We start from the raw sequence: 15,087 nt of genomic DNA, 5'->3' as shown, positions 1-15,087 counted from the left end.
CTGTCGTTTCTTCCCATTTAGACCGTGCAAAACGGCATCAAATACGGTATAGTGTCGTTGTGCGCTGCAATATGTTTCCTTGAAGCGATGGCAACACCGCAGTCCAGCACTACAAACTTAGCAGCTTCGCAAGCCTTAGCGCATCCACAGGATGCCGCTTATAAAGCCCTCCCGCCTTGTGTGTCGCACCTGACACCGTCCCGGCGCAAAGCTTTTGTGCCGAAATTTCTTTTTAGTTGAGTCATTTCGTTTTGGTTGGCGTTGCTATTTTGCGTTCTGCTTTTTGCAAGAACGCTGATTTTTACGAAAGAAAAGAATGACATTTGAATCCTTAGGCCTGCATCCGTCCATCATCGCCGCTCTGACCGAATCGGGCTACACCGCGCCAACCGCGGTACAGTCGCAAGCGATTCCAGCCGCGATCGAAGGCCGTGACCTGCTGGTCTCGTCGCAGACCGGTTCGGGCAAGACGGCAGCTTTCATGCTGCCATCGCTGCACAAACTGGCCAGCGCCGAACAAAGCGCCGCCGGCAAGACGCCGAACCAGGAAATGCAAGCATCGCGCGCCCGCGGCGAGCGTCCACGTTTCAAGGCTGCCCAGCCAAAAATGCTGGTGCTGACGCCAACGCGCGAACTGGCCCTGCAAGTGACCACAAATACCGACAAGTACAGCACCGGCATCCGCCGCATCAAGGCTGTATCGATCCTGGGCGGCATGCCTTACCCTAAACAGATGCAATTGCTGGCCAAGAATCCTGAGATTCTGGTCGCGACCCCTGGCCGTCTGATCGACCACATGGATTCGGGCAAGATCGACTTCTCGCAACTGGAAATCCTGGTGCTGGACGAAGCCGACCGCATGCTGGACATGGGTTTCATCGACGACATCGAAAAAATCGTGGAAGCGACGCCAGAAGGCCGTCAAACCATGCTGTTCTCGGCAACCCTGGACGGCGTCGTTGGCAACATGGCCCGCCGCATCACGAAGAACCCGCTGGTCATCCAGGTGGCAAGCTCGAGCAACAAGCATGAAAACATCACCCAGCGCGTTCACTTCGTCGACGACCTGTCGCACAAGAATCGCCTGCTGGACCACCTGCTGCGCGACGAATCGCTGGACCAGGCTGTTGTGTTTACCGCCACCAAGCGTGACGCCGACACCATCGCCGACCGCCTGAACATCGCCGGTTTCTCGGCTGCCGCCTTGCACGGCGACATGCATCAGGGCGCGCGTAACCGCACCCTGGACGGCATGCGTCGCGGCCAGGTCAAAGTGCTGGTTGCCACCGACGTTGCCGCCCGCGGTATCGACGTGCCAACGATCACCCACGTGTTCAACTACGACCTGCCGAAGTTCCCGGAAGACTACGTCCACCGCATCGGCCGTACCGGCCGCGCTGGCCGCAATGGCCTGGCCATCTCGCTGGTGAACCACGCTGAAGGCATGAACGTCAAGCGCATCGAACGCTTCACTAAGCAATTGATCCCGGTCAATGTCATCGAAGGTTTCGAGCCTAAGAAAACGGCGTCGGCACCACGTTCGAGCGCCCGTCCAGGCGGCTGGAAACCAGGCGACAACCGTGGCGGCGCGAAGCCAGGCCAACGCACGTTCAGCAAGCCAGGCGCACCACGCAAAGACGGCGCACCGAGCACCGGCGGCGGCTACAAGGGTTCCAACCCGCGCAGCACCGACGGCGCACGCCGCAGCTACGGCGACCGTTAATCACGGCGCCATGCCGCCCACAGGCGGCAGGCAATAAAAAACGGCCGCCAGATCACTCTGGTGGCCGTTTTTTCATGTCCGCCGCATTTATTTTTTCGACACCTTCTGGCGCGACAGCTTGCGCAGCTTGGCCTGTTCGAAGCGCGCGTGCTGCTCCGGCGTCTCCAGCACCAGTGGCGGCACGGCCACGGGCTTGCGGTTGGCGTCCACGGCCACCATCGTGAAATAGCAGCTGTTGGCATGGCGCACCAGGCGCTGCTGGATGTTTTCCGTCACCACGCGGATACCCACTTCCATCGACGTCGTCCCCGTGTAATTGATCGACGCGAGGAACGTCACCAGCTCGCCCACGTGGATAGGCTGCAGGAACATCACCTGGTCCACCGACAGGGTCACCACATAGCTGCCCGAATAGCGGCTGGCGCAGGCATAGGCGACGCTGTCGAGGTATTTCAGGATGGTGCCGCCGTGCACGTTACCGGAAAAATTGGCCATATCAGGCGTCATCAGGACCGTCATCGTCAGTTCGTGGGCCGACCAGTTCATCGCGCTATCCAAAGTGCTCTCCAAAGGGGAAATTAAAAGTGAGGGAAGATGTGAAAACCGGCCACGAGGGCCGGTTGTGAGCCTTACAGACCCAGGGTGTCGATGTCGGCCAGCGATTCGCGGCCCTTGTCGGAAATGTCGTGGCCTTCGCCTTCGGCGCGCGCCACGATGTGGGCTTTCTTGCCCAGGAAATACGCCACGTCCGACTCCAGCTTGGTCAGCGGATCGGTGGCGACAGCGCGCAGCCCCATGATGCAGCGGCGCAGGAACAACAGTTGTTGTGCTTTCTCGGTGATGGACAGACGGCCATCGCGTGCATAGCTGAGCAGCTTCAGGCCGGACAGGCGCTTGGCATTGCGGGCCACGCAAGCACTGGGGCGCTCGGTCTTGATGCCGCGTGCAACTTGCTCCAGCGCGTCATATTCATCGGTTGTTAATTTCTCGTTCTTCATTACTTTTCCATAAAAGGCCAGGTGTTCGGCCCCCATGGTACGCGCCCCGCTGCGCATCGGCAACAGGCAACGTGAATCAGTCTCCGCCCGCGCGGCGAACGGATGGCTGAAAGACGGGCTGGACAGCCCTTATTTATAGCTGCGCAGCAGCAGCCAGGCCAGGCCGCAACCCGCCACGGCGCCCGCCAGCGCCAGCGCCAAAAGGTTTTTGCTGGTGATCACAGGCCGCCGGCCCAGGTAGATTTTGTTATGCAAGGAATTGCCCACGATGGTCTCCTGTACAAGAATTTTTATGATGTCTCATTATAAGAACAGAATCGTGACGGCCGCATGACACTCGACAGTTAGCGTTTGATTTGTATCCAGTCGGCAACATTTATTGACGTTTTTGTTGTTTAAATGGCGTGGCGCCGGCGGCCGCCCCGCAGTCCATTTCCGATAGGAAATAAACGCGGCGCGCGTCCCCCCTCCGCAGGCCATGGCGCGGTGCAACGGTCCGAAAACCACTCAATGCATTTTCACGGGCGGCGGCGGCGGCGTCGGCTCCTCGACCGGCACGGGATCAATGTGGGGCGGCTGTTCCGGCGGCGGCGTGAGCGGGTCGCCTTCCGGCGGTGGCGGCATATCGGGTTCGGGCGTGCTGTGCGCACGCAACGGGTCAAGATGGAATTGTGGCTGCATGGTGGCCTCCTTTGCCCCACTGTAGCCGATGCGGCCAAATCCTGGCGCCCGCCAGTGGCACGCTGCAGGGAACTAAACGGCGTGGCGCCACTCCAACTTGACAAGCATCCCCTCCAGCTACGAGTGCAAGCGATTTCCATGGCGCGCAAGAAAATCCTCTTTATGGCCGAGGCAGTGACCCTGGCCCACGTCGGCCGTCCCCTGAGCCTGGCCCAGGGCCTGGACGAGGACAAGTACGAGGTGCATTTTGCCTGTGCCGACGGCTATGACTTTTGCTTCAAGCAAGCGCCCTTCCGGCGCTGGCGCATCGACAGTATTTCATCGCTGCAATTTCTGCAGGCGCTGGCGCACGGCAAGCCCGTCTATACAGAAAGTACGCTGCACGCGTATGTGGAAGACGACTTGCGCCTGCTCAATGCCGTCCAGCCCGATCTGGTCATCGGCGACTTCCGCCTGTCGCTGTCGGTCAGCGCGCGCCTGCAGCGCATTCCCTACATTACCGTCAGCAATGCCTACTGGAGTCCCTGGGTGCGCCAGCACTACACGGTGCCCAGCCTGCCCCTGACGGGCATGCTGCCCATCTGGCTGGCCAATCCCCTGTTCCGCCTGATCCGCCCGCTGGCCTTCGCCTCGCACGCCGTGCCCCTGAACCGCGTGCGCCGCCGCCATGGCCTGCCATCCTTGGGCAGCGACTTGCGGCGCATCTATACGGATGCCGACCGCACCTTGTACGCGGATATTCCGCAACTGTTTCCGCCGCAAGCCATGCCGGCCACGCACGACTACCTGGGCGCCGTCATCTGGGCGCCGCCGCTTGATTTGCCCGACTGGTGGCAGCGCCCGGAACTGAGCAGCGGACGCCCCATCATCTATGTCACCCTGGGCAGCTCCGGCCAGGGGCAATTGCTGCCACGCGTGCTGCGCGCGCTGGCGCCCCTGCCCGTCACCGTACTGGCGGCCACGGCCGGCACCATCCGCGTCGACGCCGTGCCGCCGAATGCCTATGTCGCGCCCTTTCTGCCCGGCGACACGGCCGCCCGGCGCGCCAGCTTGGTGATCTGCAACGGCGGCAGCCCCACCAGCCAGCAGGCGCTGACGGCGGGCGTGCCCGTCATCGGCATCGCCGGCAACCTTGATCAATTCCTCAACATGCACGGCATCGCCGGGGCCGGCGCCGGACTGCTGCTGCGTGCCGACCGCTTCCAGGAAACCGCCCTGCGCCATGCCGCCACGCGCATGCTCGACGATGGCCGAGCCAGGCTGGCGGCGCGCCAGCTGGCCACGGCCATGCGCAACTATGTGCCAGGACAACGCTTGCTGCCCCATATGCACGCCCTGCTGGGCTCGTTGCCACCAGGCGGCCTGCCTTGACGGGCGGCGTCGGTTTTTCTTACAGAGCGTCCGACAACACCTGCAGCACGTCAACAAAAGCACGCCAAGTCCTTGATTTCAAAAGAACCTCATGCGTTGGCATGGAAGTCGCTTAGATCTGGCCATGAGCACCTGCCGACAGGACTCAAGCAAGACTCCCAGACTCACTCAACCACGAGGTGAATACAATGAAACTCTCGAAACTGAAACTGCTCCCGGCCGCAGCGGCACTGGCCATGCTGTGCGCCGCCGGTAGCGCACAGGCGGGCGCCTACGGCTATTCCTACAACAACATCTTCGGCCTGGTGATCGCCGTGCCAACGGGCCAGATCACGGTGGCCAACAGCACCACCATCTCGCGCAGCACGGCCACCCTGAATGGCGTAAGCGTCATCAATGGCGGCTCCGGCTCGCTCGATGCCCCGCGCGCCAACGTCGGCGCGGTCACCAAGGGCGAGAATGACTTCACGCAGCAAGGCCCCACCAACACCTATTCGCGCGGCGATGCGCAGATCGTCAGCACGCAGTTCCCTTCGTTCCCGCCCGGCTCCACCTCCACCCAGGTGGTGAACGTGGCCGAAGCCCACCTCGCAGGCCCCGCCGGCACGGCCGATGCTTCCGGGCGCAACGGCTCGACCACGGGCTTTTCCGTCGATTTCGTCGTCGGTTCACCCACGGCAACCTTGAGCTTTGACTTCCTGGCCTCGCCGTTCATGCAGGTCTTCCTGCAAAGCACGGTCGGCCAGCTGTCCACGGCGACGGCCAATATTGTCGTCACTTTCACCATCACGGACGCGGCTGGCCTGACCGTGTTCAACTGGGCTCCCGATGGCGTGCTCGGCTCCATCTTCGGCGGCACGGAAAATGCCGATGGCGCCAACCTGAACACCAGCCTGGCGACCAATTTCCTCACGCGCGGCAAGCTGTTTACCTACGACCCCTCCGGCTGCGGCACGCCCACGGGCACCGGTGTCGGCACGGTGTGCGGCAGCAACTTCAGTTCCGTCAGCAATGCTCTGATAGCTGGCAACTACACCCTGACCTTGAATGCGGTGGAAAGCGTGGATCTGGTGAAACAGCAAGCGACACCGGAACCAGGCACCCTGGCCTTGCTGGGCCTGGGTCTGGCTGGCCTGGGCTATGCCCGCCGCCGCAAGGTTGCCGCCTGAACCAGGCAACAGGGGGACTCACAGGCGAGGGGGCTCTCCTCGCCTTTTTTATGTGGCAAACCTGTCGGTTTTCCTTACAACGCGGCCGACCAGGAGATGAGGATTTTCATGACTATATTTTCTTGCACCCGGCTGCCAACAGTCCTGTTAGCTTTTCTGCTGCTGGCCAGCAGCGGCACTGCCAGTGCCGCCGCCTACGGCTATTCGTACACCAGTGTCTTTGGCCTGGTCATCAGCAATCCCACCGGTTCCACCAGCTTGCTCAGCAATATCGACCTGTCGCGCACCACCGCCACGCTCAACGGCAGCAGCATCATCAATGGCGGCAGCAACGAGATCGACGCGCTGCAAGCGAAGCGCGGCGCCGTTACCAAGGGAGAAAACGACTTTACCCGGCAAGGCATGGGCAACGCCTCGTATGCGCGCGGCGAGGCGCAGATCGTCACTTCGCAAATTCCCCCTTTCCCACCGGGCTCGACCAGCACGCATACGGTGAATGCGGCGGAAACCTTTCTGACGGGCGGCGGCAGCGCCGACGCCTCGGGACGCAATGGCTCCAGCACCGCGATGACGGTCAATTTCGTCGTCGGCCAGCCTGGCGCAACCCTGGCCTTCGACTTCCAGGCCCTGCCCTTCATGCAGCTGTACCTGGACGCGCTGGCCGGGACGGGCTCGGCGGCCACCACCAACATGGCGCTGACATTTACCATCATCGATGAAAATGGCCAGATCGTCTTCAACTGGGCGCCCGACGGCAACCTCGGCTCCGGCATCCTGGGCGGCACCGAACTGGCCGATGCCGCCAACCTCAATACGGGCTACGCGCAAACGCCGCTCACCAGCGGCAACATGTTTACCTACGACCCCAGCGGCTGCGGCGCGCCCACCGGCACGGGCGTCGGCACGACCTGCGGCGGGCAGTACGGCGCCGTCACGGATAATCTGGCGGCGGGCAACTACACCCTCGTGTTGAACATGCTGAACAGTTCCGAACTGGCCTACGTGCCAGGCGTCACGCCAGTGCCGCTGCCCGGCACCTTGCCGCTATTGGCGGCTGGCCTGGCAGCGCTGGCTTGCCTGGCGCCACGACGCCGACGCAGACGCTGATGCTGATGCTGATGCTGATGCTGGCGCGCGCCTCACTGCCCCGCCGTCGGCGCCACCAGCAAGTCCTGCAGCGGACGGCGCAGCGAGCGCGCACTGGCGGCAGGCCCCGCGCCTATGCGTCCAAGAAACACGGCCCGGTCAAATGCCGCCGCCCCCAGCACGGCCTGGCATTGCACGGCCAGCTCCTGCGCCATTTCCTGCATGCCATCGGTGCGTGAAAAGCTGCGCCGTTCGCGCACATAGCGGGCAAAGATCAGCGGCGTCAGTTCCGGCTGCAACTGCAGGCCCAGCTGCGTGGCCGTCAGCCAGAAACGCTGCATGGCGCGGCCGGCCGCCACGTAATCGTCGATATGGTTCGGTGACGCCTCGGCCAGCAACACGAAATGCGCGCCGCAATACAGGCCCGGCAGCAAATCCATCTGCAGGCGCGGCGCGACGGTGCCCGCCAGCCAGGTATTGAAAAAATCCACGCGGCGCCAGCTGTGCATGACCCAGCGCATCAGGCGCGCCGTCATCGGATCGACGCCGAGCGCCTGCTCCGGGATGCGGTCGCTGCTGTAGCGCGCCCCCCATTCGATCACGTCGCGGTGTACCTTGTGCGCCTCGGGCATGGTCAGGCGCAGCTTCGCGTTGTCGAACATCAGGCGGGCGCAGGCCAGGCGCGCGCGCCCGCCTTCGAACCATTGCACGCCATAGCCCGGCGGCAAGCTGGCCGCCAGCGCCGCCTTTTCGCTGGCGCGCAAGCGGCGCGTGCTGAGCCGGCGCCGCTGCACGCTGCGCTGCGGCAAGAAGGCCGCCAGCGGATCGGGCGGCATGCCCGGGCTGTCGAGCAGATGCACATCGAAGGTGGGCAAGGTGTCGGGCATCGACAGGCGCCGGCGCGCTTCCATGCGCAAGCCGTGACAGCTGGCCGCCAGCGCCATGCTTTCGAGCAAGGCACCGAGCGACAACTGGCTGGGATGGCCGTCGAGGTCGTACACGCAGTGGCTGCGCGTATCAAAGCCATGTACGACCACGTGCCGCGGGTCCGCGACTTCAAAGCGCCACGGCTGCGTGTTGTCGCCGCTGGGAGCCCAGCGCGCCTGGTCGAGGATATTTTCCAGCACAGAATCAATCTGCGCGATCTGCGGTGCTTGCGCCATTTATGCCCCCTGCGCCGCGCGGCGCCGCTTGATGATGGCCATCGTCAGGCGCTGCAGCGGATGACGGTTGCCGCCGGGACGCCAGGTATGCACGAGCTTGTTGCGATAGGCGTCGAAATGCATGCCGTGGGGCGCCGCCATCACCTTGCCCCGCTTTAACAATATCTTCAAGGCTTCCGTGGCGGCCGCGCCCGCGCACAACTGGCAGCCCATGATGGTCGACGGCCCGCGCCGCTCTTTCAGATTAATGGCGGACGGGTCGACCAGGTAGGGAGCGTGCAAGCCGGCCGGCGCCAGGCCGACGAGAAAGCGCAGGGCTTTTTCTTCCTCGGGCAAGTCGCCCCAGCCGAAATACTCTTCGAACGTCATGCCGCCCGGCATGAAGCTGAGCACGGCCGTGCCCATGCCCAGCGGCGCGGCCGTGATGGCGGGGATGCCCAGGCGGGCGCACGTGGCGAAGGTGGCCTGGCGCGCGGGGAAGGCGAAAAAATCCAGGCCGTCCACATACAGGTCGACACCGGCGAAGAACTCGGCCAGGTTGCTGTCGTGTATGCCGTCGGGAAATTGTTTAATCTCAAGTTCAGGATTGATGTCACGCGCCATCTGCGCCAGCACGGCCACCTTGGGCTGGCCCAGGGTGGACACCATGGCGCCGGCCTGGCGGTTGAAGTTGGCGATATCGAAGGTGTCGAAATCGGCGATGTGGAAGGCGCCGATACCGAGCCGCGCCAGGGTCAGCAAGTGCACGCCGCCCACGCCGCCCATGCCGGCGATGGCCACGCGCTTGCCGCGCAAGCTATTTTGCTCCGCCTGCGTGACCCAGCCCAGGTTGCGGGCGAACGCCGCGTGATACGAAAAACCGTCTGTCATGCTCACCTCTTCTGTGCATCCCTTGCGGACGAAAAAGTTTGGACAGGTGAGCCGGGGATAAGTTCCCCGTATGACAGAAAAAAGCGCTTAGCGCGTCAGGCGCCGCGCCGCAGGCACGCTGCGCTGTAGCGCTGCCGCTGCCGGCGCCACCGCACCCACCTTGAACACGCTGACGATCTGCGCCAGACCCGCGGCCTGCTCGTTCATCGCCTGCGCCGCCGCCGACGCCTGCTCGACCAGGGCCGAGTTTTGCTGCGTCATGTTGTCCATCTCGACGATGGCCTGGTTGATCTGCTCGATGCCGGCGCTCTGCTCGGCGCTGGCAGAGGAAATCTCGGCCACGATATCGGTCACGTGCTGCACGCTGGAGACGACTTTTTCCATCGTCTCGCCCGCCAGCGCCACCAGTTTTTCACCGGCGCCCACTTGCTCGGCAGAACTGTCGATCAATTGCTTGATTTCTTTGGCGGCCGCGGCCGAACGCTGCGCCAGATTGCGCACTTCGCTGGCGACAACGGCGAAACCACGGCCCTGCTCGCCCGCGCGCGCCGCTTCCACGGCCGCATTCAGGGCCAGGATATTCGTCTGGAAGGCGATGCCGTCGATGACGGCGATGATGTCGCCGATCTTCTTCGACGAGGCATTGATGGCGCCCATGGTGTCGACCACCTGGCTCACCACGCCGCCCGCCTGCGTCGCCACTTGCGATGCAGAAATGGCCAGCTGGTTGGCCTGGCGCGCATTGTCCGCATTCTGGCGCACGGTCGAGGTCATTTCTTCCATGGTCGAGGCCGTTTCTTCCAGCGATCCCGCCTGCTGCTCCGTGCGCGCCGACAGGTCGTGGTTGCCCGAAGCAATCTCGCCCGACGCCGTGGAAATGGATTCCGCATCGGTGCGCACCTGGCTTACCAGATGGGCCAGGTTGTCGCGCATGGCCTTGATCGCCATCAACAGACTGGAGGTATCGCCGGGACGCGTATCGATGTGCGTGGTCAGGTCGCCCTGGGCGATTTGCGCCACGATGGCTGCCGCATAGTCGGGTTCGCCGCCGAGCTGGCCCAGGATACGGCGCAGCATCAGGGCCGCCAGGGCGCCCACCACCACCATCAGCGCGCCGCCGATGGCCAGCAGCACGCCCGCCTGGGCCCAGAACTTGTGGTTGATGTCATCGATATACGTGCCCGTGCCGATGAGCCAGTCCCACGGCGCAAATTTCACCACGGCATACATCTTCGCCACTGGGTCCTTCACGCCGGGACGCGAGCCGTCCGCCTGCACCAGGCCGATGCGGCTGTTGGCCAGGGCCAAGCGGTAGCGGTCGCCCGACTGCTTCATGTTCTTTTGCGGCGTGCCGATGCGCGCGGGATTCGGGTGCACATACAGCAAGTCGGTGCTGAAATCGCGCACGAAATAATACATCTCGTCCTTGACGAAGCTGCCGATGGCCAGCTTGGCCTGCTGCTGGGCCTGCTCACGCGTGAGCTTGCCCGACTGTTCCAGCGCATATGCCTTTTCCACCGAGGCATTGGCCAGTTCCACCAGCACCGTCAATTGCTCGACCCTTTCCGCCATCATGGTCTGGCGCAGCGAATACAAGGAGAATGAAGCGATGAGGACGATGCCCAGCAAGGTGCTGAAACACAGGAGGAGAATGCGCGAACGAAGAGTCATGGGAGCCTGGGTAAAGAATAAAATGTGAAATTATAAACAATTTCCATGTGGAAATCTTTTCAGAAAAGCAAAGCGGGCGGCGCTACCAGGCTGATGCCCGGCAGGCACCGCCCGCATATGTCTTGCTGAAGTCTGGATGAAAGGTCAGGCCAAGGCTTCCTTGGCTGCCTCTTCCGGCGTCAAGCCGTCGTAGAACTGGTCGGTAAACCACTCGACCTGCTCTTCGATGTGGTCCTGCGCCTGCGCCACGGTGGCGCCGCCAGCCACGAGGAAGCCTTCGACCTCGATACACCAGTTGATCAACTCCAGGGTTTCCGGATCGAGCTCTTCTTTCTTAGCCATCGTATTTCCTTGCTTGTTAAATTGCGATATCACATCAATATGCGGCAGTTTAACAGCTTCGTCACCTTGCCGCCCATGCAGATGAAACACGAGGATTACTTGGCTGCAACGTTTTTACGTTCCGGATACAGCACCACCTGCACATAATTGTGCATGTCCAGGTAGCGCTGCGCCGCCAGTTTGACGGCTTGCGGCGTGATGGCGCGCACGCGCTGCTCGTAGCGCAGGATGTGCGCCGGGTCGCGCCCCTGCGTCACCGAACCCATCAACTGGCTCATCCAGTAGCGGTTTTCGCGCAGCGACTTTTGCTGGCGCGTAATCCAGTTCAGCTTGACCTTTTCCAGGTCGGCCGCCGATGGCCCGTCCGTCTTCATCTTGTTGATTTCGGCAAAGGCGGCGGCGATCACCTTGTCCACGTTTTCGGGTCCCGTCGGCAAGTTCAAGGCCACGGAATAATGACCGTACGGATGCTGGCCCATCGACGTTTCAAAGCCGCCGCCATAAATCATGCTCATCTTTTCGCGCAGCACTTCGATGACTTTCAGGTTCAGCACTTCGCCCAGCGCCTGCAGGGTCAGCTTTTGCTCGTCCGAATACGCCACGTCGCCATTGAAGGTGATGGAAATCGTGCTTTTCGGCTCGCTGCCCATGTAGATATCCTTCTTGACGACCCCGGTCACCGGACGCATGCCCACGTCGCGGTAGGCGTGCGGCACGTCGGCCACGGGCAAGGTGCCCAGGTAGCTGGCGATCAGCGGCTTGATCTTGTCGAGCTCGAAGCTGCCCGCGAAGATGAAGGTCATGCCGCGTGCGCTGGAAAAGCGCTGGCGGAAGATGTCCAGCGAGCGGTCCAGGCCCACCTTGTCGAAGTCGGCCACGCGCGGCACGCCGTCGACGCGCGGATTGTCGCCAAACATGGCGTGCTGGATGGCGTCGTAAAACACGGCTTCCGGCTGCGCCATGCTGTTTTTCGCCAAGTCCTGCTGCTTGCCGATGAAGGACTGGTACAGGCCCGCATCCTTGCGCACGTCGTTGAAATACAAATACACCAGTTGCAGCATGGCTTCCACGTCGGCGCTGCTGGCCGAGCCGCCAAAGCCTTCGCTCAGCTCGCCCAGCGACGCGCCCACGTTGACCGTCTTGCCGGCCAAGACTTTTTGCAAGTCCAGCGGCGCCAGGTCTTTCAGGCCCATGCTGCCGACCACGGCGCTCGCATAGCGGGCGTTATAGATATCGGCGTCGCCGAACAGCGACTGGCCGCCGAAGCGCGTCGAGCCCATCAGCACCTGGTCATTCTTGAAGTCCGTCGGTTTGAGCAGCACGCGCACGCCATTGCCCAGGGTCAGTTCCGTCACGCCGATGGCGCTGTTCAACTTTTCCGAGACGATGCTGCCACCGGCCGGCGGGCCATCCATCAGCTTGCTGGCCAGCACTTTTTCCGTGCGCGGCTCGATGGTTTGCTGCTCGGCTTTCGCCACGGCGTCGAGCAATTGCTGCTGCGTCGGGACGCTGGCGCCTGCTTTCGGCTCGGCGCCCATGAAGACGACCAGTTTCTTTTGCTGGTCGGGAATTACCTTGGCCACCGTCTCGTTGATTTCCTGCAAGGTTACCTGCGGCAAGAGTTCCTGCGCGTACAGCAATTCATTGGCGATGCCGGGGATGGCTTCCTGCTCCAGGAAGTTGCGCGAATATTCGGCCACGAAACCGGCCGAATCGGACTTGTCGCGCTCGCTGTATGCGCGCTCGTAATTGCGCAGCATGTTCTTGCGCGCGCGGTCCAGCTCGTCCTGGCTGAAACCGAAGCGGCGCGCCCGCTCGTCTTCCTGCACCAGCGCATCGACGGCCGGCTGCACGCCGCCCTTGCCCAGCAAGGCGTACGCGCTGAACGATTCATAGCCGCGCACCAGCTTGCCCATGCTGCTGCCGCCCTGGATGAACGGCGGGTTCGCCTGCTGCGTCAATTCCTGCATGCGCGCGCTGAGCATTTGCCCGTACAGGTTTTCGATCATCTGGCGGCGGTAGTCGGCGATGGTGACGGGTTCCTGCGCGGCGCGGATCGGGTAGCGGATAAAGACGGTGTCGTCCGGCGCTTCCTTGTCCGTGATCACCAACGCTTCCGTTTGCGAGCGCTGCGGCACTTCCGCATACAGGCGCGGACGCGGTTTCGCGGGGTTTTTCAGCTTGCCGAAATGCTGGCGGATCATCGCTTCAGCCTGTTTCGGCTCCACGTCACCGACCACCACCACGGCCATCAGGTCGGGACGGTACCAATCCTTGTAGAAACGCTTGATGGCTTCCGGCTTGAAGGTTTTCAGCACGGTTTCCTTGCCGATCGGCATGCGTTCCGCATAGCGCGAACCGTTCAGCAGCTTCGGATACAGCACCTTGTTCATGCGGTCGCTGGCACCCTTGCCCAGGCGCGCCTCTTCCAGCACGATGCCGCGCTCGCTGTTGATGTCGGCCGAATTGAATTTCAAGCCATGCGCCCAGTCTTCCAGCACGAGAAAACCCTTTTCCAGGTTTTCCTTCTTGTTCGTCGGAATCGGCAGCACGTACACGGTTTCATCAAAGCTCGTGTAGGCGTTCAAGTCGGCGCCGAACTTCACGCCGATCGATTGCAGGTATGAAATCAGTTCATTGCGCTTGAAATGCGTGGAGCCATTGAAGGCCATGTGTTCCGTGAAATGCGCCAGGCCTTGCTGGTCGTCATCTTCCAGGATGGAACCGGCTTTCACCACCAGGCGCAATTCCACTTTCTGCGCGGGACGGGCATTTTTCTTGATGTAATAGGTCAAGCCGTTCGGCAGTTTTCCGACGGTAACTTCTGGTGCCAGCGGCAAGGGATCGCTCAAACGGATTTCTGCCTGGGCCATGCAGGCGCACGCCAGCAAGACGGCGCCCGAGATCAGGCGTAATTTACTCAGCTTCATGTATTCTCAACGGTAAGATTCAGTAAGCGTACCTTACACTGAAATCGTCTTTCCGCCATTAAAAACAGCTTAGGAAAAACTGCTTTCCCCAGGCAATTTTGCCGAATAACAAACTCAACAGTGCCCTGCCAGCTTTTGTCAATTGTGCTAAAGTATTGCCGCCGGTCATGTGGACCGGCACAACAATACGTCTTCGGGGCGGGGTGCGATTCCCCACCGGCGGTAAGACCGGCAACGGTCAAGCCCGCGAGCGCTTGTCAGGTTTCGCCTGATAAGGTCAGCAGATCCGGTGTGATTCCGGGGCCGACGGTATAGTCCGGATGAAAGAAGATGTGCAGTAAACGCGATGTCCGCTCGACCTGTCGATGCGGCCGGCTGCGTCTATTCGCTTGCCCTGCAGCGTTTTTCGCCTATGCGAGGAGCGTTTCACCATGTTAGTCAACAGCTATACCCTGCTTTCCAACGATCTGGAAGGTCGCATCCAATCCGCCCTGGCCGCCATGCGCGCCGGCATTCCCGTCATCCTGCTCGACGATTTCGACCGTGAAAACGAAGCCGACCTGATCCTGTCTGCCGAGAAACTCACGAATGAAACCATGGCCCTCTTGATCCGCGAATGCAGCGGCATCGTCTGCCTGTGCCTGCCGACGGACGTCGTCAGCGCGCTGGAATTGCCGCCCATGTCGTCCGACAACGGCAGCCGCTACGGCACGCCGTTCACGGTGTCCATCGAGGCGCGCGACGGCGTCACGACAGGCGTGTCGGCCGCCGACCGGGTCACCACCATCCGCGCCGCCATCGCGCCAAATGCGAAGCCAGCCGACCTGGTGCGCCCCGGCCACGTATTTCCCCTGCGCGCCGCGCCCGGTGGCGTGCTCGAGCGCCGTGGCCACACGGAAGGCTCCGTCGATCTGTCGCGCATGGCGGGCCTGAACCCGGCCGCCGTGCTGTGCGAGCTGATTAACCCGGACGGCACCATGATGCGCGGCGACGCTATCGAACGTTTCGCCGAACTGCACGGCATGCCGATCCTGACCATCGAGGAACTGGTGGAATGGCGCAGCACGCGCGAGCAATAACGCT

Annotated in this window: 14 protein-coding genes and 1 riboswitch; of the genes, 5 read left to right on the top strand and 9 right to left on the bottom strand. The window is 62.3% G+C overall.

Going from position 1 to position 15,087, the window contains the following annotated elements:
- Positions 1–316: 316 nt before the first annotated feature.
- Entirely contained in the window at positions 317–1,723 is a 1,407-nt protein-coding gene (locus HWE17_RS16840) for a DEAD/DEAH box helicase (protein ID WP_035820280.1), read from the top strand.
- Positions 1,724–1,810: 87 nt separating this feature from the next.
- Here HWE17_RS16840 and HWE17_RS16835 read toward each other — a convergent pair whose 3' ends face one another.
- The 4 genes from HWE17_RS16835 to HWE17_RS16820 all read right to left on the bottom strand — a co-directional run bounded on the left by HWE17_RS16835 (position 1,811) and on the right by HWE17_RS16820 (position 3,402).
- Positions 1,811–2,269, bottom strand: coding sequence for an acyl-CoA thioesterase (locus HWE17_RS16835; RefSeq protein WP_034750191.1), 459 nt, complete (start codon positions 2,267–2,269; stop codon positions 1,811–1,813).
- A gap of 83 nt (positions 2,270–2,352) precedes the next feature.
- Positions 2,353–2,721: a hypothetical protein gene (locus HWE17_RS16830; RefSeq protein WP_035820282.1), complete on the bottom strand. Its 369-nt coding sequence runs from the start codon at positions 2,719–2,721 to the stop codon at positions 2,353–2,355.
- A gap of 129 nt (positions 2,722–2,850) precedes the next feature.
- Positions 2,851–2,988, bottom strand: coding sequence for a hypothetical protein (locus tag HWE17_RS16825; protein WP_176389530.1), 138 nt, complete (start codon positions 2,986–2,988; stop codon positions 2,851–2,853).
- Between the two features lie 240 nt (positions 2,989–3,228).
- On the bottom strand, positions 3,229–3,402 hold the full coding sequence (locus HWE17_RS16820; protein WP_176389529.1) for a hypothetical protein: 174 nt from the start codon (positions 3,400–3,402) through the stop codon (positions 3,229–3,231).
- A 138-nt stretch (positions 3,403–3,540) separates the two neighbouring features.
- Here HWE17_RS16820 and HWE17_RS16815 point away from each other — a divergent pair, with 138 nt between their 5' ends.
- The 3 genes from HWE17_RS16815 to HWE17_RS16805 all read left to right on the top strand — a co-directional run bounded on the left by HWE17_RS16815 (position 3,541) and on the right by HWE17_RS16805 (position 7,049).
- Positions 3,541–4,773, top strand: a complete 1,233-nt coding sequence (locus HWE17_RS16815; protein ID WP_217916804.1) for a glycosyltransferase — start codon at positions 3,541–3,543, stop codon at positions 4,771–4,773.
- 188 nt (positions 4,774–4,961) lie between these two features.
- Positions 4,962–5,942 (top strand): EDSAP-1 family PEP-CTERM protein, encoded by a 981-nt coding sequence (locus HWE17_RS16810; protein ID WP_176389528.1) that lies wholly within the window; start codon positions 4,962–4,964, stop codon positions 5,940–5,942.
- Between the two features lie 108 nt (positions 5,943–6,050).
- On the top strand, positions 6,051–7,049 hold the full coding sequence (locus HWE17_RS16805) for an EDSAP-1 family PEP-CTERM protein (RefSeq protein WP_176389527.1): 999 nt from the start codon (positions 6,051–6,053) through the stop codon (positions 7,047–7,049).
- Positions 7,050–7,081: 32 nt separating this feature from the next.
- On the opposite strand, the gene HWE17_RS16800 is transcribed toward HWE17_RS16805, so the two are convergent.
- The 5 genes from HWE17_RS16800 to HWE17_RS16780 all read right to left on the bottom strand — a co-directional run bounded on the left by HWE17_RS16800 (position 7,082) and on the right by HWE17_RS16780 (position 14,004).
- The gene (locus tag HWE17_RS16800) at positions 7,082–8,191 is read right to left on the bottom strand and encodes a nitroreductase family protein (protein WP_176389526.1); all 1,110 of its coding nucleotides are present in this window, start codon (positions 8,189–8,191) and stop codon (positions 7,082–7,084) included.
- Positions 8,192–9,061: a ThiF family adenylyltransferase gene (locus HWE17_RS16795; RefSeq protein WP_176389525.1), complete on the bottom strand. Its 870-nt coding sequence runs from the start codon at positions 9,059–9,061 to the stop codon at positions 8,192–8,194.
- A gap of 87 nt (positions 9,062–9,148) precedes the next feature.
- Positions 9,149–10,732: a methyl-accepting chemotaxis protein gene (locus tag HWE17_RS16790; RefSeq protein WP_176389524.1), complete on the bottom strand. Its 1,584-nt coding sequence runs from the start codon at positions 10,730–10,732 to the stop codon at positions 9,149–9,151.
- Positions 10,733–10,876: 144 nt separating this feature from the next.
- On the bottom strand, positions 10,877–11,074 hold the full coding sequence (locus tag HWE17_RS16785) for a hypothetical protein (RefSeq protein WP_010399555.1): 198 nt from the start codon (positions 11,072–11,074) through the stop codon (positions 10,877–10,879).
- A gap of 95 nt (positions 11,075–11,169) precedes the next feature.
- Positions 11,170–14,004 carry a pitrilysin family protein gene (locus HWE17_RS16780; protein ID WP_176389523.1) on the bottom strand — a complete coding sequence of 945 codons (2,835 nt, stop codon included), beginning with the start codon at positions 14,002–14,004 and terminating at the stop codon, positions 11,170–11,172.
- Positions 14,005–14,189: 185 nt separating this feature from the next.
- Positions 14,190–14,340, top strand: a riboswitch (FMN riboswitch).
- Positions 14,341–14,435: 95 nt separating this feature from the next.
- Here HWE17_RS16780 and ribB point away from each other — a divergent pair.
- Complete coding sequence (ribB, locus tag HWE17_RS16775) at positions 14,436–15,083, top strand: 3,4-dihydroxy-2-butanone-4-phosphate synthase (protein ID WP_176389522.1); 648 nt, start codon at positions 14,436–14,438, stop codon at positions 15,081–15,083.
- Positions 15,084–15,087 lie beyond the last annotated feature (4 nt).

Source organism: Janthinobacterium sp. BJB401 (genome assembly GCF_013372745.1).
Classification (GTDB): domain Bacteria; phylum Pseudomonadota; class Gammaproteobacteria; order Burkholderiales; family Burkholderiaceae_D; genus Janthinobacterium; species Janthinobacterium rivuli.
Note: the sequence above shows the minus strand (reverse complement) of the source record. Positions and strands in the feature narration are given on the sequence as shown.